The sequence below is a fragment of the Sphingomonas sp. SL1004 genome (assembly GCF_057815015.1).
In genome coordinates this window covers 844,796-861,188 of sequence record NZ_JBYMUX010000001.1, presented here as the reverse complement: position 1 = coordinate 861,188, position 16,393 = coordinate 844,796, and the positions used below count along the sequence as shown (strand labels likewise).

General features: G+C 65.2%; 13 protein-coding genes. 5 read left to right on the top strand and 8 right to left on the bottom strand.

The window, feature by feature from the left end:
- Positions 1 to 55: 55 nt before the first annotated feature.
- Complete coding sequence (gene adhP, locus AC3D24_RS03850) at positions 56 to 1,087, bottom strand: alcohol dehydrogenase AdhP (RefSeq protein WP_489028354.1); 1,032 nt, start codon at positions 1,085 to 1,087, stop codon at positions 56 to 58.
- A gap of 26 nt (positions 1,088 to 1,113) precedes the next feature.
- Positions 1,114 to 1,797, bottom strand: coding sequence for an NAD(P)H-dependent oxidoreductase (locus AC3D24_RS03845; RefSeq protein WP_489028352.1), 684 nt, complete (start codon positions 1,795 to 1,797; stop codon positions 1,114 to 1,116).
- Positions 1,798 to 2,012: 215 nt separating this feature from the next.
- Between AC3D24_RS03845 and AC3D24_RS03840 the strand changes: the two genes are divergently transcribed.
- On the top strand, positions 2,013 to 4,172 hold the full coding sequence (locus AC3D24_RS03840; protein WP_489028350.1) for a histidine kinase dimerization/phosphoacceptor domain -containing protein: 2,160 nt from the start codon (positions 2,013 to 2,015) through the stop codon (positions 4,170 to 4,172).
- A 324-nt stretch (positions 4,173 to 4,496) separates the two neighbouring features.
- On the opposite strand, the gene AC3D24_RS03835 is transcribed toward AC3D24_RS03840, so the two are convergent.
- The gene (locus tag AC3D24_RS03835) at positions 4,497 to 6,233 is read right to left on the bottom strand and encodes a chloride channel protein (protein ID WP_489033033.1); all 1,737 of its coding nucleotides are present in this window, start codon (positions 6,231 to 6,233) and stop codon (positions 4,497 to 4,499) included.
- 171 nt (positions 6,234 to 6,404) lie between these two features.
- Here AC3D24_RS03835 and AC3D24_RS03830 point away from each other — a divergent pair, with 171 nt between their 5' ends.
- Positions 6,405 to 6,611: a hypervirulence associated TUDOR domain-containing protein gene (locus tag AC3D24_RS03830; RefSeq protein ID WP_489028348.1), complete on the top strand. Its 207-nt coding sequence runs from the start codon at positions 6,405 to 6,407 to the stop codon at positions 6,609 to 6,611.
- A gap of 77 nt (positions 6,612 to 6,688) precedes the next feature.
- Here AC3D24_RS03830 and AC3D24_RS03825 read toward each other — a convergent pair whose 3' ends face one another.
- Together AC3D24_RS03825 and AC3D24_RS03820 are read right to left on the bottom strand one after the other, a co-directional pair.
- Positions 6,689 to 7,360 (bottom strand): UPF0149 family protein, encoded by a 672-nt coding sequence (locus tag AC3D24_RS03825; protein ID WP_489028346.1) that lies wholly within the window; start codon positions 7,358 to 7,360, stop codon positions 6,689 to 6,691.
- 15 nt (positions 7,361 to 7,375) lie between these two features.
- A complete protein-coding gene (locus AC3D24_RS03820) occupies positions 7,376 to 7,603 on the bottom strand; it encodes a hypothetical protein (RefSeq protein WP_489028344.1) in 228 nt (75 codons plus the stop codon).
- A gap of 162 nt (positions 7,604 to 7,765) precedes the next feature.
- On the opposite strand from AC3D24_RS03820, the gene AC3D24_RS03815 reads away from it, so the two are divergent.
- From AC3D24_RS03815 to AC3D24_RS03805, 3 genes are all read left to right on the top strand, one after another.
- A complete protein-coding gene (locus tag AC3D24_RS03815) occupies positions 7,766 to 9,331 on the top strand; it encodes a sulfotransferase family protein (protein ID WP_489028342.1) in 1,566 nt (521 codons plus the stop codon).
- Positions 9,332 to 9,449: 118 nt separating this feature from the next.
- Positions 9,450 to 11,987, top strand: coding sequence for a TonB-dependent receptor (locus AC3D24_RS03810; protein WP_489028340.1), 2,538 nt, complete (start codon positions 9,450 to 9,452; stop codon positions 11,985 to 11,987).
- Between the two features lie 71 nt (positions 11,988 to 12,058).
- Positions 12,059 to 13,438 (top strand): M20/M25/M40 family metallo-hydrolase, encoded by a 1,380-nt coding sequence (locus tag AC3D24_RS03805; protein ID WP_489028338.1) that lies wholly within the window; start codon positions 12,059 to 12,061, stop codon positions 13,436 to 13,438.
- Positions 13,439 to 13,474: 36 nt separating this feature from the next.
- On the opposite strand, the gene AC3D24_RS03800 is transcribed toward AC3D24_RS03805, so the two are convergent.
- The 3 genes from AC3D24_RS03800 to AC3D24_RS03790 all read right to left on the bottom strand — a co-directional run bounded on the left by AC3D24_RS03800 (position 13,475) and on the right by AC3D24_RS03790 (position 16,354).
- On the bottom strand, positions 13,475 to 15,040 hold the full coding sequence (locus AC3D24_RS03800) for an amino acid permease (RefSeq protein ID WP_489028336.1): 1,566 nt from the start codon (positions 15,038 to 15,040) through the stop codon (positions 13,475 to 13,477).
- A gap of 149 nt (positions 15,041 to 15,189) precedes the next feature.
- The gene (locus AC3D24_RS03795; protein ID WP_489028334.1) at positions 15,190 to 15,480 is read right to left on the bottom strand and encodes a hypothetical protein; all 291 of its coding nucleotides are present in this window, start codon (positions 15,478 to 15,480) and stop codon (positions 15,190 to 15,192) included.
- A 121-nt stretch (positions 15,481 to 15,601) separates the two neighbouring features.
- On the bottom strand, positions 15,602 to 16,354 hold the full coding sequence (locus AC3D24_RS03790) for a dienelactone hydrolase family protein (protein WP_489028332.1): 753 nt from the start codon (positions 16,352 to 16,354) through the stop codon (positions 15,602 to 15,604).
- Between the last annotated feature and the right edge of the window lie 39 nt (positions 16,355 to 16,393).

Below are 16,393 nucleotides of genomic sequence, written 5' to 3'. Positions count from 1 at the left end.
TCGGGGGATAACGGGTGCGCCCTGGTCGGCGCGAGCGTTGAAAGATCGGCCATCTTTAGCTCTCGAAGTCGAGGACGACGCGCGACGCGACCTGCCCGAGTTCGAGCCGGTCGAAGATGTCGTTGATCGCAGACAAAGGTTGCACTTCGATGTCAGCCTTCACCTTGCCGTCCGCGGCAAAGGCCAGCGCCTCGGCCATGTCCTTCCGAGTGCCGACGAACGACCCGCGCACCGTGATGCAGTTCGCGACCACGTCGAACAGCGGCAACGGAAAGTCGCCCGGCGGCAGTCCGACGAGCACGCACGTCCCCTTGCGCCGCGTCATCGCCACGCCCTGATTGAACGCGGTCAGCGACGGCGCGGTGATCAGGACGCCGTGGGCGCCTCCCCCCGTCCCATCCTTCAACGCGGCGATCGCATCGGGTTCTCGTGCGTCAATCAACAATTCTGCGCCCAGAGCCTTGGCGTGCGCGAGCTTGCCTTCGTCGACATCGACGGCGGCAACGCGCAAACCCATTGCCTTGGCATATTGCACCGCCAGATGGCCCAGCCCGCCGACGCCCGAAACCACGATCCACTCGCCCGGCTTCGCAGCCGTTTCCTTGATGCCCTTGTAGGTCGTGATCCCCGCGCAGATGATCGGGGCCGCCTCCACCGCGGACAATCCGGCAGGGATATGAGCGACGTAGTTCGGGTCGGCCAAGATATACTCCGCGAACCCGCCGTTGCGCGTGTACCCGCCGAACTGCGCCTCGGCGCACACCGTCTCCCACGCGGACAGGCAATATTCGCAGTGCCCGCACGCGGAATACAGCCACGGCACGCCGACCCGGTCGCCGAGCTTGACGATCGTCACGCCCGCGCCGACCTCGACGACGATGCCGATTCCCTCATGGCCGGGAATGAACGGCGGCACTGGCTTGACGGGCCAGTCGCCCCGCGCCGCGTGCAGGTCGGTGTGGCACACCCCGCACGCTTCGGTCTTGACGACGATCTGTCCGGGCCCTGCGACCGGTACCGGCCATTCGCGCAAGGTCAGGGGTTTGCCGAATGCCTCGACGACGGCGGCTTGCATCAGACGGGTCATGGGATGTCCTTGAAGATGCGGGAAAGTCAGCGCGCCATCCGGGTGACGAGGGAAGGATCCGCGAGCAGCGCCTCGTCGCCGAACGCAATCTGCGCGCAGGTACGTTGCGCCTGCGCGGTGACGTCGCGGAGATACTGGTCGGCGAAATGCTGGCTGAGGTCGTGCGTGATATGCGCGAGCCGCCGATGCTCCTGCGATCGCATCCCGAACGCGTGGACCAGATACTGGTCGAAGACGCTGTTGAGCCCTTGACCCTGGCCCTGCTCGTCAAGCCAGATCTTGCTGGCGGCCGAGGTGGAGAAACTGAGCAACCGCTTACCGCCGAGCAAGTCGGTCCGCACCCTCCCCTGCAGAGCCTCGGGCTGTACGCCCGCACCGAACACGCGTTCGACATAGCCCTTGAGCATCGCCGGCGGGGTGCCGAACCAGATCGGATAGACCAGCACGAACACGTCGCAGCCGCCGATCATGTCGACCTCGTCCAGCACGTCCTGGCCATATACCGCCGCGACATTGGTCGGCCGCTCCGCCGCTTTCAGTCCCGGATCGAACCCGATCGCATACAGATCGCGCAGCACCACCTCCTGCCCCGCCAAGCGCACCGCGTTGCAATAGGCGCCAGCGACCGCGTGGTTGAAGCTCGTCGGATCCGGATGGCACAGGATCACCGCATGCCGGCCGCCCGTCAAAACTCGCTTCTCGTCCGTCATTGCAGCGCCCCGCCATAAAACCTCGAACCTGGTTCGCTTGCGGTTTAGCGCGCCGGATGGGTGGCGATGACCCTCGGGAACTACGCAGAGCCAAGTCGCCTGTAGGCGCGGTTGATCCATGTCGTTGACATTGGCGCGATCCCCCTGCTGTATCGCGTGCGTAACGATGCGGAGTGCCGCGTTGACTGATCGCCTCCGTCCGGATCGGATTAGCAATGCCTGGGTCTGCGCTGGCCGCGGTAAGCCTCGATACTCAACCGCCCCTACCCGACGCCTCCGCCTGCGACCGCGAACCGATCCATCGTCCCGGATCGATCCAGCCGCACGGGATCGTTCTGATCTGCGATCCGGCGAGCCTGACGGTCACCGCCGGGGCCGGCGATATCGAAACCATGCTGGCGCCGCACTGGCTCGGCGCTACGCTCGATGATCTGCTCGGCCCATCGGCGTCTGCCCAGCTGACCGCCAGGCCTGCCAGCCGGACGGTGATGCTCGCCAGGATCGAAGGCCGGTTCGGCATGTTCGATGCCATCGCACACCGGACGGCGACCGCGATCATCGTCGAACTGGAATCCGCACCCGAGATCATGCCATCGCCGATCGACGTGCTGTCGGACATGGAAGAGGCGGCGGCCACGTTCGAGCAGGCGTTCGGCCTGCGCGAACTGTGCGAGCGCGCCGCCCGCACGTTCCGGCAACTCACCGGCTTCGACCGGGTGATGCTATACCGGTTTCTCGACGACGATGCCGGCGTCGTGCTCGCCGAGGACCGCGATCCGTCACTCGGCAGCTTCCTCAACCAGCATTTCCCCGCGTCGGACATCCCCCGGCAGGCACGCGCGCTGTATGTGCGGAACCGGGTCCGGATCATCCCCGATGTCGCCTACGAACCGGCGCCGTTGCGGCCTTCGGGCGCGGCGACGATCGACATGAGCGATCTCGCCTTACGCAGCGTCTCGCCGATCCACCTCCAGTATCTTGCCAACATGGGGGTCGCCGCGTCGGCATCGGTATCGATCGTCCGTGACGGTGCGCTCTGGGGCCTCATCGCCTGCCATCACCCGACACCCCGGTTCCTGCCGCTCCACGTCCGCATGGCGTGCCGCGCGCTGGCCGGCAGCCTAGCCCGTCAGATCCGCGCAAAGGAGGACGCCGAACTTTACCGCGAACGCATCCGCCTGCGCACGGCCGAAGACGCGGTCATGCTCCGTCTCGGCAGCGATATCTCGCTTGCCGGGTTTTTTGCCACCGCCGGCGACGACATGTGCCGGATGCTCGGCGCAGACAGCTTTGCAGCAGTCCGCGGCACCGAATTGTTCGTGGCGGGGCGGTCGCCGCGCCACGACGACATCCGCACGATCGCCGCGTACGTGATCGACTTGGGCCGTGCGCTGCCGTTCGCGACCGATCGGCTGTCCGAACAGCTGCCCGAGGCGCAATGCTGCCAGGATCTGGCGAGCGGCGTCATCGCGGTGACGATGTCGACCGACGAACCGACCATCCTGCTCTGGTTCCGTGCCGAGCAGATCGAGGTCGTCAACTGGGCGGGCAATCCGCAAAAGGACATTCCCGCCGATCCGCATACGCCGCTCACGCCGCGCGCCTCGTTCGAAAGCTGGAGCGAAGCCGTGCGCGGTCGGTCCGCACCGTGGACGATGTTCGAGATCGAGGCTGCAGGCCGGTTGAGGCGGACGATGTTCGACGCGCGGCAGAACCGCCGGCTGTTCGAAGTCAATCGAGAGCTGACCGCGACGATCGCCGACAATGAGAGCCTGTTGCTGCAGAAGGACTATCTGATCAAGGAGGTCCATCACCGGGTGCAGAACAGCCTGCAACTCGTGTCGGCGTTCCTCGGTCTGCAGGCGCGCGCCGTCGGTGATTCCGTCCTGACCGGGCATCTGGCGGAGGCACAGCGGCGACTATCCGCAGTGGCGATGGTGCACCGCCGACTCCATTCGGACGAGCATGTCCAGGCGGTCGATCTGGCCCGCTATATCAGCGACCTGTGTACCGAGATCAAGTCGACGATGGATACGTCCTGGGGAAGTCAGGTCCAGCTCGAACTCGCGCCGATCCTGATCTCGACCGATCGTGCGGTGAACGTCGGTCTCATCCTGACCGAACTCGTGATCAACGCCAACAAATATGCCTATGCGGGCGGCTCAGGGCCGATCACGATCGCGCTCGAACAGCATCGCAACCGCTTCCGCCTGATCGTCGCCGATCGCGGATGCGGCAAGCTCGACGCGGGCAAGGGGTTCGGCTCGCGCATGCTGACGTCGATGGTCGCGCGTCTGTCGGGTACGATCGAGGAAGCCGACAACGATCCCGGCCTCCGCGTGACCGTCGCCGCACCGATCAACGACGAGCACTGAAGAGGGCACCCCTTTCCACCGGTTCAGCGCTTCACCACGTGCGGACTTTTCCGGCAGCGCGCGCGCGGCTTCGCTTTAGGATGCCGATCGCGTCGATCCCGGCGCTGTGACGTATGCGAGCGCCAGCACGGATAGTCCGCTAATCGCCAGGCTTTGCGGACCATAGGGTATCCGTCGCTTCATCGTCGACACGCTCGCCACCCAGTGCTTATCCGTCGGCGATAGCGGGAACGGGCAGCTCTGCTTCATCTCATTGAAGGATCGGAATGATGATGGTTGCGATGCCGCCGGCCAGCAGAGAACCGCTGCTCACCGGATAAAGCGTCAGCGTTCGCCGAACAGGTCTCGCTGGGCCTTTTCCAGCTCCTCGGCATAGCGTCGTCTGACGAACGTCTCGGATAATATGCCAAGGACTATGCGGTCGTCGTCGAGCACGGCAAGTTCGTCCGCGCCCGATGCATCGAAGCGACGCATGACGTCGGCAATGTCCATGGTCGGCGCCAGCGCGGCATCGACGGCGACCGCGAGAGATCCGATCGGCGACTGCGGATCGAGCCCCTCCGCAAAGGCCGTCGGTGTCTGAACGATCCCGGCGTAATGATCGTCGGGGTCGACGAGCACGGTCCGGCTGGTCGCGCCGAGCGGGACGCGCCGACGGAACTCTGCGATCGTCGTCGAGGCGCGCAACGGCTTGGGATCGCGGCGCATCATCCGCCCGGCAGTCAACGTCTTGACCCAGCCGACGTCGCGCGCGCTCTTGATCGTTTCGCCCCGCAGATGGAGGCGCCAGGTCGAGAAGCTGTAGCCGAACGTCTCGCGGACGATCGTCGACGACACCAAAGCTGCCGCGAGCACTGCCCCCGTCAGGGCGAAATCATGTGTCGCCTCCAGTACCAGCATCGCCATGGTCATCGGCCCGCCGACCACCGCCACCGCGAGTGCCGCCATCCCGACGAGCGCCGCATTGCGGGGATCGACCACGTCGAAGCCGACGACCACGGCAAGACTTCCGGCGAACAGATGCCCGATCAACGTCCCCAGGAACAGCGAAGCAAAGAACAGACCCCCGCGAAACCCAAAACCAAGCGACACGATCGACGCGGCGCACTTGGCTAGAAAAATCGTCGCGATGAACGCCAGCGGTGCACCCAGAGCGAGATCGGCATGAAGCGCGCCGTGCCCGGCCGATAGAACCTGCGGCGAGACCAGCGCGATCGGAATCAGCAACCCGCCGCCGATCGCCGGCCGCGCCCAATCGGGCAGCTTGGCACGCCGCGTCCCCGCCTCGACCAGCGCGACCGCCCGCATCAGGACGATACCGACGCCCGCACACAGCGCGCCAAGTCCGGCATAGATGAGATAGTGATGCGTTTCGGTCGGCATTGTCGCGACGGAATCGATGACATAGGGTTGGATCCCCAACAGTTGGGCGACAAGCGTGCCCGCCAGCGCTGCCGCGACCACCGGGGCCAGTGCCGTAGGGGTGTAGGCACCGATGACGATTTCGAACGCATAAAACGCGCCTGCCAACGGTGCACCGAATGCCGCGGCGATGGCACCCCCGGTGCCGGCACCGACCAGATTGCGCAGGTCCGCGCGGCGCAAATTGAACGCAGCCCCAGTAACCGATCCGATCGCGCCGCCGAGCTGAGCATACGCGGCCTCCAGGCCGACAGAGGCGCCGAAGCCGTTGGACAGCATCGTCTGTCCGGAGATCACGAGGCTGTCGGGCACCGACATGCGTCCGCCGTGCAGCGCATTCGCCTCCACCGCGTCGACCAGGGGTCTTTTGCGGGAGCGGGTCACCCAGGAAAAGGTCGTAAATACGATCCCGCCGATCGGCAGGACGACCAGCGTTGCGAGCGGGAGTGCCGGCAACGCGCTCAGGCGCGCGGCCGACGAGAGGCCGAACAGGAGATGCTGCATCGTCCGCGCGACGGCACCCTGGAGCACGCTGAGCAGCCCCGCCCCCGCCCCCACCAGCGTCGCCAGCACGATGAACGCGGCCTCGCTGGCACGAACGCGCCGACGGATCCATTGGAGAAGGGAGCGAGCGTGCAGGATCTGGCGCCTCGTCGAAAAGGTCGACGTCCGCGTCTAGCTCGCGACGGGTGGATTGGAACAGGAGTTTCGTCGCCCCCCCGGCCCCCGGACGATCACCCTGCCGAAAATCCGCCACGTCCGCGCAACGCACCGCGTCGACGACGGTTATGACTGCAGAGGAGAGCGTAGATGGACAAGGATCCGAAGGCAGGAACCAAGGTCGCCTGGAACAGCCATGGCGGCGAAGCACACGGCAAGGTCGTCAAGAAAGTGACGAGCCCGACGACGATCAAGGGCCACAAGGTCGCCGCGTCGAAGGATAACCCGGAATTCATCGTGGAAACCGAAGACGGCAAGCAGGCAGCGCACAAGGCAAGCGCTCTGCACAAGGACTAAGCCGCGAGCCAGGGTTCCGGACCGCAGCCGTCGGTAGCCTTGGATCGTTACCGGCGACGAATATCGCCGGCAACGCCTCATCCGCAGCAGCGCTTCGACTTTTTCCCCGATCCGCACAGGCAGGGATCGTTACGCCCCACCTTGGCCGGTGTCGCGTCCACGGCGTTTGCCGAACCCGAGGGAATGATCCCGGTGTCGGACCGCGGGGCGTACAGCGCGATCACGCTCTCGACTAGGATGGTCGGAGCGCGATCCTCAAGCGCATTGATCTCCACGCTATCGAGGTCGCTCTCGTTGCGCGCCACGTCGATCAGCAGCGACACTCGCTCGAGCGCGGCGGCGGTCCTGGCGTCGTCGCCCTTCGCCAACGCATCCCAGCCGTCAGGCCGCAACGCCATTGCCTCGGCAAACCCGTCGATCCACAATTCCCAGAGCACATCGCCGTTGCGCTCGTCGATGTCGAAGATCGGTCTGGGCTTCCCCCGCGTCAGGCCGCGGACGATCTCCGCGTAGCGCGCCATCACCGCATCGACGAACCACTGGACGTCGAGCGGATCTTCGAACGGCGCTATGCCCCCCTCGTCCAGGCCCCATATGCCCTGCAGCCACTCGGTCTGCGGGACCGGTTCGGGGCTGATCACGATGCCGGTGAGATAGCCGTCCAGTTCGGTGAGCAGCATCGGCTCCTCGAGCGGAAGATCTGCCAGTGCATCGTCGAGACGACGGAGCCGGGATGCCAGGGGTTTCATACAGACGTCCCGCGATCAGTGCGTGGAGACATGGGGCGCGGCGCCCGTCATGCTCAGGTTCCGCTCCGCCATTTCGGCGACGGCCATCTGGTTCAACGGCCCGGACGTCGGATCCGAAAAGATGTCTGCAAGATCGAGCAGGTCGTCGTCCTTCAGGGCAGCAATCGACGCCCGCACTGCCGCTACACAGGTAACGGCCTGGGCGGCCTCGACGGTGCGTCGCTTAATTCGAGTTTTCAGCATGTCCCGCGTTAGCAGGCCAAGGCGGAAAATGGCAGGGCCGGAAAATCGACGCGCACGCAACCCGGTGGACGGGCGGAGCACCGCTCGTCTTCGCCGCTTCGGCCGCCGAACGGCCAGCCGCGCGCTTGACGCCCGGCCTGTCCACCGCGACTGTCCGCGGCGATGGCTTCCACCCCGAATTCCCGTTGGCCCAGCGACCTGATGCAGGCGGCGCTGGCGTTGCACGACAACCAGCTTCACGTCGCCGAACCCCTGCTCAAGGCCTATCTCAAGCAGGATCCGTTCGACGCGCGCGCAATCCGGATGCTGGCCGAACTGGCGGGGCGGATCGGCCGATACAAGGATGCCGAAACGCTGTTGCGGCGCGCGGTCGAGCTTGCCCCCGGCTTCACGGCCGCGCGCGCGAACCTGGCGCTGGTGCTCTACCGCCAGAACCGAGCCCCCGAGGCGCTGACCCTTCTGGACGCAGTCATCGCCGACGAGCCCGACAATCCCGGACACGCCAATCTGAAGGCCGCCGCGCTCGGACGCCTGGGCGGGTTCGACGACGCGATCGCGCTGTACGAACAGGTACTCGAGACCGCACCGAACCAGCCTCGCGTCTGGCTGAGCTATGGCCATATGCTTAAGACCGTGGGGCGCCGCGAGGAGGGCATCGCCGCGTATCGCCGCGCGCTGTCGCTCCAGCCGGCGTTGGGCGATGCGTGGTGGAGCCTGGCCAACCTGAAGACCGTACGGTTCGACGATGGCGATATTGCCCTGATGGAAGCAGCGCTTGCCCGCAGCGACATCGATGCCGAGGACCGGTTCCATATCGATTTCGCGCTCGGCAAGGCTTTCGAGGACCGGCGCGAACCCGTCCGATCGTTCGCGCATTACGACGCCGGCAACGCGCTACGGCGCACCCGGAGCGCGTATGACGCCGACGAGACCACGCGTTTCGTCGATCGCAGCATCGCGGTGCTGACCACCGCTTTCCTGACGGCGCGTACGAACCACGGCTGCGCGGCACCGGACCCGATCTTCGTGCTGGGCATGCCGCGCGCCGGCTCGACGCTGATCGAGCAGATCCTAGCCAGCCATAGTCTGGTCGAGGGGACGACCGAACTGCCCGACATGCCGGCGCTAGCCCGCACGATCACGGACTATCCGGATGGTATCAACGCGCTGTCCTCCGACACGCTGCGCGATATCGGCGAGGAGTATCTGCGTCGGGCCGCGATCCAGCGGCGTACCGATCGCCCGTTCTTCATCGACAAGCTGCCCAACAACTGGGCGCACGTGCCGCTGATCCATCTTGCACTGCCGAACGCCAGGATCATCGACGCCCGCCGAGATCCGCTCGACTGCTGCTTCTCGAACTTCAAACAGCATTATGCGCGAGGCCAGGTGTTCAGCTACAGTCTCGACGATCTCGGCCGCTATTACCGCGATTACGTGCGGCTGATGGCGCATGTCGACATGGTGTTGCCCGGCCGCGTTCACCGGGTCGATCACGAAGCGCTGATCGACAACACCGAAGCCGAAGTCCGCACATTGCTGACGGCGTGCGGACTGTCGTTCGAGCCCGCCTGCCTCGCCTTCCATGAAACGGAGCGCGCGGTGCGCACCGCCAGTTCCGAGCAGGTCCGCCGCCCGATCAACCGCGACGGAATCGACGCGTGGCGGCCCTTCGAGCCGTGGCTTGGTCCGCTGCGTGCCGCGCTGGGGGATCTGCTCTGTCCCTGAGCCGTGGCGAAAACGTCACGGATGCGTCATAAAATGTATCGACCACTCAAGCTTCGTTTGACCTTTGTTGCGTCGCAACACACGCTCCGGACATAATTCGTCGTGGGGGCAGTCAATCATGCAATTTTTCGATCGTCGCGTAATGATCGCGTCGCTCTTGGCGTCCTCCGCCCTTGCTCTCCCCGCCGCCGCGCAAACCGCGCCTGCAACGGCACCTGGCGCGGCCGAGCAGCCCGTCGGCGAATATGAGGGCGACATCGTCGTCACTGCGCAGAAGCGCGACCAGAATATCCAGACCGTCCCGATCAGTATCCAGGCGATCGGCACGAAGCGGCTCGACGATCTCAACATCTCGAACTTCAACCAATATACCCAGTTGCTGCCGTCGGTGTCGTTCCAAACCACCCAGCCGGGGTCGACCGTGGTCTATATGCGCGGCGTCGCTTCGGGCGGGGACGGCAACCATTCGGGGCCCCTGCCGTCGGTCGGCACCTATCTGGACGAGCAGCCGGTCACCACGATCGGTGGTACGCTCGACGTCCATATCTACGATATAGCCCGGATCGAGAGCCTCGCCGGGCCGCAGGGCACGCTATACGGCGCCTCGTCGGAAGCTGGCACGATCCGCATCATCACCAACAAGCCCGATTACAGCGGCTTCTACGGCCGCGTCGATGCCGAGGTGAACAGCGTCCGGTACGGCGGCGTCGGCGACAAGTTCGAGGGGATGCTCAACATTCCGCTGGCACAGACCGCGGCGTTGCGCATCGTCGGGTTCTACCAGCGCGATGCCGGCTATATCGACAACGTCGCGGGTTGCCGCAGCTACCTGCCGGAGCCGACCGCGACATCGTGCACGTCGACCAACGGCGGAATCGTCGTCGACAACGCCGCGTTCGTGAAGAAGAACTACAACGATACCGAGACCTATGGCGGTCGTGCGGCGCTGAAGGTCGATCTCGACAGCAACTGGACCGTGACGCCGACCGTGCTGTACCAGGAGCAGCGCAACCACGGCACCTATGGCTACGACCCGAAGGTCGGCGACCTGAAGCTCCAGCATTTCTTCCCCGAATATCGCAAGGACCGCTTCATCCAGGGCGCGCTGACGATCGAGGGCAAGGTCGGCAACTGGGACGTCACCTATGCAGGCGCGTATCTCGACCGGAAGACCTACACGTCGAGCGATTACACCGACTATGCCGAAGCCTATGACTCGATGTATTCGTCGGTCGGCGGCCTCGCGGGTTATTTCTATTACCAGGACAATGCCGGCCGGACGATCGATCCGCGGCAGAAGATCATCGGCACCGACCATTTCAAGAAGACCAGCCAGGAACTGCGCGTCGCATCGCCCGCCGGCGATCGCTTCCGGGTCGTCGGCGGCGCCTTCTACCAGCGCCAGACCAACGCCATCTTCCAGGATTACCAGATCGCGAATCTGGGTACCGCGGTGTCGGTCAACGGCTCGCCGGGCACGCTGTGGCTGACCAAGCAGAAGCGGGTCGACACCGACTATGCGATGTTCGGCGAGGCAAGCTACGACATCCTGCCGAACCTCACCGCGACTGCTGGCGGACGCGCGTATATCTACGACAATTCGCTGATCGGCTTTTACGGGTTCGGCCGCAATCCGGCGGTCGATCCGGACGATGGGCGCCCCTATACCGCAACGCCGTTCAACGCCGCGGGCAGCAGCCAGACCGGCGTCGCGGGATGCTATCTTGCGAACGGCCAGACGCTGCGCGAAGCCTATCTGAGCGGCGGCGATACGTCTGCCTTGCTGCCGGCGGCGGTTTCCGGCTCGCCCTGTACCAACCTCGCGACGTACACGACCACCGGCCTGGTCCCGAAAAAGACGCAGGGACAAGGGGCTACCTACCGCTTCAACCTGACCTTCAAGCCAAGCGACCAGGTGATGGCCTATGCCACCTTTTCGCGCGGGTATCGGCCGGGCGGAATCAATCGCCGCGGCGACGTTGCGCCTTATGACGCGGATTTCCTCACCAACTACGAACTGGGCCTGAAGACGACGCTGTTCGATCGGCTGCGTTTCAACGCGGCGATCTATCAGCAGGCCTGGGACAAGTTCCAGTTCTCGTTCCTGGGAGCGAACAGCTTCACGATCATCCAGAACGGCCCGAATGCCCGGATCCGCGGCGTGGAGGCGGACGCGAACATATCGACCGGCGGCCTGTCGCTGACCGCGGCGGGCTCCTACACCGATGCGAAGACCCGCAACGATCTGTGCGCGACGCAGGTGTGCATCGGCGACGGCAGCGACGTTCTCGCGGTGAAGGGCACGCGCCTGCCGATCACGCCGCGCTTCAAGGCGAGCGGCACCGTGCGCTACAGCGTCCCCATCGGCAGCATGAAGGCCTATATCCAGGGCTTGGTCGCGCACCAGAGTTCGGCGTCGGCGGACATCCGGACGCTGCAGGCGCAGAGCCTCGGGCGGTTGAAGGCCTATACGACCGGCAACGCCTCGGTCGGGGCGGAGCTGTCGGGCTATACCTTCGAGGTGTTCGTGCAGAACCTGTGGGACGAACGGGCGCAACTCTCGCGCTTCCAGCAATGCGGGACGTGTTCGCAGCGCACCTATGTCGTCACCAGTACCCCACGCACGATCGGGCTCAGGGCTGGCGCGAAATTCTGATCGATACCGCCTGCGATCGATCGGCCGCAGGCGGACTGACATGGGCCGGTGAGCCCCGAGGAAAGACGACGATGACACTGAAACTGAAACTTTGCCTGACCGCCGTGGCGTTGACCGCCGCTTTCCCCGCCGGGGCGCAGACCGCGGCGACCAACGGGCTGGACATCGCCAAGAAGATGATCGCGTTTCGCAGCGTGCGCGGGCCCGGCAATCAGACGCCGCAGCTTGCCGCGTATCTGAAGGCGACGCTGGTCGCCGGCGGATTCGCGGATGGCGACGTGACGATCACCCCGGTCGACGACACCGCCTATCTGATCGCGACGTGGAAGGGCAGCGATCCCGCGCTGAAACCGATCGTCGTCTCGGGTCACATCGACGTGGTCGAGGCTAAGCCCTCCGACTGGCAGCGCGATCCGTTCACCGCGGTGGTCGAGAACGGCTATCTCTACGGCCGCGGCGCAACCGACATGAAGCTCGACGCCGCGCTGGTGATCGCCACTCTGCTCGACATGAAGAAGGCCGGCTACACGCCGAAGCGCGGCATCGTGCTGGCGCTGTCGGGTGACGAGGAAACGGTGATGAAGACCTCGTCGCTGATCGCGGACCGGCTCAAGGCGAGCGAGATGGCGCTCAACATCGACGGCGGCGGCGGACTTTACGCCGAAAACGGCAAGCCCGAATATTTCACGATCGGCGCGGCCGAAAAGACCTATGCCGACTTCCAGATGGAGGTGACCAACCCCGGCGGTCATTCGTCCGCACCGCGCAAGGTGAACGCGATCAACGAACTGTCGGCGGCACTGGTCAAGATCGGCGCCTATCGCTTCACGCCGCAATTGTCGCCGATCACCAAGGGCTATTTCGAAGGCGTCGCGCCGCGCCAGACTCCCGAGATCGGTGCCGCGATGCGCGCGTTCGTCGCCGATCCCGCCGATCAAAAGGCGATCGAGACGCTCGCCGCCAATACCGGCTATGTCGGCCAGATCGGCACGACCTGCGTCACGACGATGGTGAGCGGCGGCCACGCGCTGAACGCCTTGCCGCAGCGCGCGACCGCGAACATCAACTGCCGCATCTTCCCGGGCGTGAAGCCTGCCGCGGTGATGGCCGAACTGGCGAAGGTCGCAGGCGATCCGGGCGTGAAATTCAGCGACGTCACCGAGGGCTCGAACCCGACCGATGCATCGCCGCTGCGCGCGGACCTGACCGGGGCGGTCAAGACGGCGATGGGCAGGATCCGTCCCGGCGTGCCGATCTTCCCGAGCATGTCGGCGGGTGCGAGCGACTCGATGTGGTATCGCTCGGTCGGCGTCCCGAGCTACGGCGTCAGCCCGATCTTCATCAAGCAGTCGGACGATTTCAGTCACGGCCTGAACGAACGTACCCCGGTCGACAACATCCCGCTCGCGATCACCTATTATCGGTCGCTGTTCACCGACCTGACGAAATAGTCCGGGTCTCCGCAAAGTAGAGAGCGCGGGGCCGGTTCATGGTTGCTGCCCGACAGGCGCGACATATTCGCCCATATCGGGGGCATCCTCCTGCGGCTCGCCGCGCTGCAGGTTCGAATGGTGCATGCCGTATGCGAAATACAGGATGATCGCGGCCAGGACGTACCAGAGGAAGAACATCAGGATGCGCCCGGGCACCGTCGTGATCAGGTAAACGCACGACGCTATGCCTAGAAGCGGGATCACCGGATACAGCGGCACGGAGAAGCCGCGGGGCAGTTCGGGTGCCGCGCGGCGCAGATAGATTACCGACAGGCAGACGATCGAAAACGCCGCCAGCGTGCCGACCGAGGTCATGTCGCCCAGCACGTTGATGTCGAAAAACCCTGCCGCAATCGCGGTGACCACGCCGACCAGCACGGTATTGACGTACGGCGTCCTGAACTTCGGATGCACGGTCGCGAACACGCGCGGCAGCAGACCATCGCGCGCCATCGTGTAGAAAATGCGCGTCTGCCCGTACATCAGCACGAGCACGACCGACGTCAGGCCGATGATCGCGCCGATCTTGATGAGTTTCGCCAGCCAGCCCCAGGTCGGGCCGAAGCTGTCGACCACCACCGCGACCGGATCGGGGACGTTGAGTGCGGTATAGGGCACCAGCAGCGTCATGATCGCCGCCACCAGCATGTAGATCACGGTGCAGACGACCAGCGCGCCGATGATTCCGAACGGCATGTCCTTGCGGGGATCCTTGGCCTCCTGCCCCGCGGTCGACACCGCCTCGAAGCCAACATAGGCGAAGAAAACGATCGACGCGGCGCGCATGATGCCGTCGACGCCGAACTTGCCGTCGCCCTGGTTGGCCGGGATGAACGGCGTCCAGTTGCGCGCAACCAGCGCGTCGAAGTGCGTCAGGACGATCGCCCCGCCGACCACGATGAAGGCGACCAGCACGCTGACCTTGATCGCGACGATGACCGTATTGACCTTCGCCGATTCCGAAACGCCGCGAACCAGCAACGCGGCGAGCGCAAGGCAGATCAGGGACGCCGGCAGGTTGAACAGCGTCGTCACCGTCCGCCCGTCGACCAGCACCGGCACACCGCCCCGCATCAGCGTATAGCCCGACGGACCGGTCAAGCGCGGCGAGATGTGCAGCCCCAGATCACCCAGCAGGCTGACGACATAGCCGGACCAGCCGACCGCGACCACCGACGCCGCGAGCCCGTATTCGAGCATCAGCAGCGCGCCCATCGTCCAAGCGACGAACTCGCCGAGCGTGGTATAGCCATAGGTGTATGCCGAACCGGAAACGGGCAGCGTCGACGACAACTCGGCATAGCACAGCCCGGCGAACGCGCAGACGATCCCGGCAACGACGAACGACAGCAGAACCGCGGGCCCGGCGTGCAGCGCGGCCGCGGAGCCGGTACGCACGAAGATCCCCGCCCCGATGATGCACCCGACTCCGAGCAGGAGCAGGTTCCACCGGCCGAGCGTACGCTTGAGTTCGCTTGCCGCGGTCTCGCGCTGGACCTGCGCGATGGATTTGCGCGCGAACATCCGCTCGATGACGCCTCTACGGGCCTGAATTGGCATATCTCTCCCCCGGCCGTTCCGACCTTCACCGATCCACAGCCTAGTGGACGGCGGGGGAGACGCAATCTTCCATTATGCGTTTCAACGGCTTAGCCGATGAATTGCCGTCGGTGATGGCGCTGGCAGGGGATCCACCAGCGTCTGGATCATCACCGCGAGGTCTTCACCGTAGCGCTGCGATCGCCGTCCGAACTGACCGAGCTCTCGTGCACGACCTTGTGCGTCACCGTCTTGTGGCCGACCTTCACGCCCAGCACCTTCTTGGGCTGACGGGTCTTGCGCTTGCTGGTCTCGGTGACCTTGGTCGTCGTCGTGGCGACGCCGTCATGAACCTTGGTGTCATGATCGACCTTGGTCTGGTGGGTCGTCTGCGCGAGCGCCGGCGTACCGCAGATCATCGTGAACGCGGCGGCGATGGCCGTGGCATGCTGAATTTTCATGGTCGATCCTTCTTGCCTGATCCGCTCGTCTCCCACGCGGGGGCAAACGATCGAGCGGTCAACTCCCCCTCCGCCGAACGGTTCACTTTCCCAGCGCGATTTCCGGGCAACGCGGCGACGCTCAATCGCGCCCGTGCAGAACGCGCTGGAACAAGGCGAGCATCCAGCCAGTCGCCTGCCCGAACAGCGCAGGATCGTAGCGCGGTCCCTCGTCGCGCAGGAAGGCGTGCGCGGCGTTCACCTCATGCCATTCATACCGCGCGCCGACCTCCTCGAGCCGCGCACGAATGGCTTGGCGCCCGTCGAAGGGCACATGCGGATCCTGGCGTCCGAACACGAACATCGTCTCGGCCTTCAGCGCCGCCATCCGCGCGAGGCTGTCGTCCTGCCTGCCAAGGCCCAGCGCGCCGGAATGGATATCGGTCGGGTAGAAGCAGGCGGCGGCCAGCACGCGCGGGTCGAGCGCGGCGCGGTATGCGAGGTGTCCGCCAAGGCAAACACCCATCGTCCCGAGGCGACCGGAACAGGCCGCATGCGAGGCCAGGAACTCGAGCCCCGCAGCCGCATCGGCATCGAACGCCGCGACCGGCTTGGCGATCTTCAGTGCGTTGCCACGATCGGTTCCATCGGGGTCATAGTTCAGAACCGTGCCCGGCGCCTCGTATTCGTGATAGACCTCGGGCACCGCGACGCAATAGCCGTGCCCGGCGACATAGGCCGCGAGACGCCGGATCGGCGCAGTGACCTGATAGATTTCGGAAAAGAACAAGACGCCCGGAAACCGGCCCTCGATCGCCGGACGGAACAGGTTGACGCGCATGACGCCCCCGTCGGCGGCTGGCAGGTCGGCATATTCGTCACTTCGGATGATCATGGGCTGGGGTCCTTGCGGAAGTTCACGGGGTTGTGGGCA

Bases quoted from the DNA above. Each gene is read 5' to 3' on its own strand.
- AC3D24_RS03845 (WP_489028352.1), bottom strand. From the start codon at position 1,797: ATGACGGACGAGAAGCGAGTTTTGACGGGCGGCCGGCATGCGGTGATC.
- AC3D24_RS03800 (WP_489028336.1), bottom strand. From the start codon at position 15,040: ATGCCAATTCAGGCCCGTAGAGGCGTCATCGAGCGGATGTTCGCGCGC.
- AC3D24_RS03840 (WP_489028350.1), top strand. From the start codon at position 2,013: ATGCCTGGGTCTGCGCTGGCCGCGGTAAGCCTCGATACTCAACCGCCC.
- AC3D24_RS03825 (WP_489028346.1), bottom strand. From the start codon at position 7,360: ATGAAACCCCTGGCATCCCGGCTCCGTCGTCTCGACGATGCACTGGCA.
- AC3D24_RS03795 (WP_489028334.1), bottom strand. From the start codon at position 15,480: ATGAAAATTCAGCATGCCACGGCCATCGCCGCCGCGTTCACGATGATC.
- AC3D24_RS03815 (WP_489028342.1), top strand. From the start codon at position 7,766: ATGGCTTCCACCCCGAATTCCCGTTGGCCCAGCGACCTGATGCAGGCG.
- AC3D24_RS03820 (WP_489028344.1), bottom strand. From the start codon at position 7,603: ATGCTGAAAACTCGAATTAAGCGACGCACCGTCGAGGCCGCCCAGGCC.
- AC3D24_RS03805 (WP_489028338.1), top strand. From the start codon at position 12,059: ATGACACTGAAACTGAAACTTTGCCTGACCGCCGTGGCGTTGACCGCC.
- AC3D24_RS03790 (WP_489028332.1), bottom strand. From the start codon at position 16,354: ATGATCATCCGAAGTGACGAATATGCCGACCTGCCAGCCGCCGACGGG.
- AC3D24_RS03830 (WP_489028348.1), top strand. From the start codon at position 6,405: ATGGACAAGGATCCGAAGGCAGGAACCAAGGTCGCCTGGAACAGCCAT.
- AC3D24_RS03810 (WP_489028340.1), top strand. From the start codon at position 9,450: ATGCAATTTTTCGATCGTCGCGTAATGATCGCGTCGCTCTTGGCGTCC.
- adhP (WP_489028354.1), bottom strand. From the start codon at position 1,087: ATGACCCGTCTGATGCAAGCCGCCGTCGTCGAGGCATTCGGCAAACCC.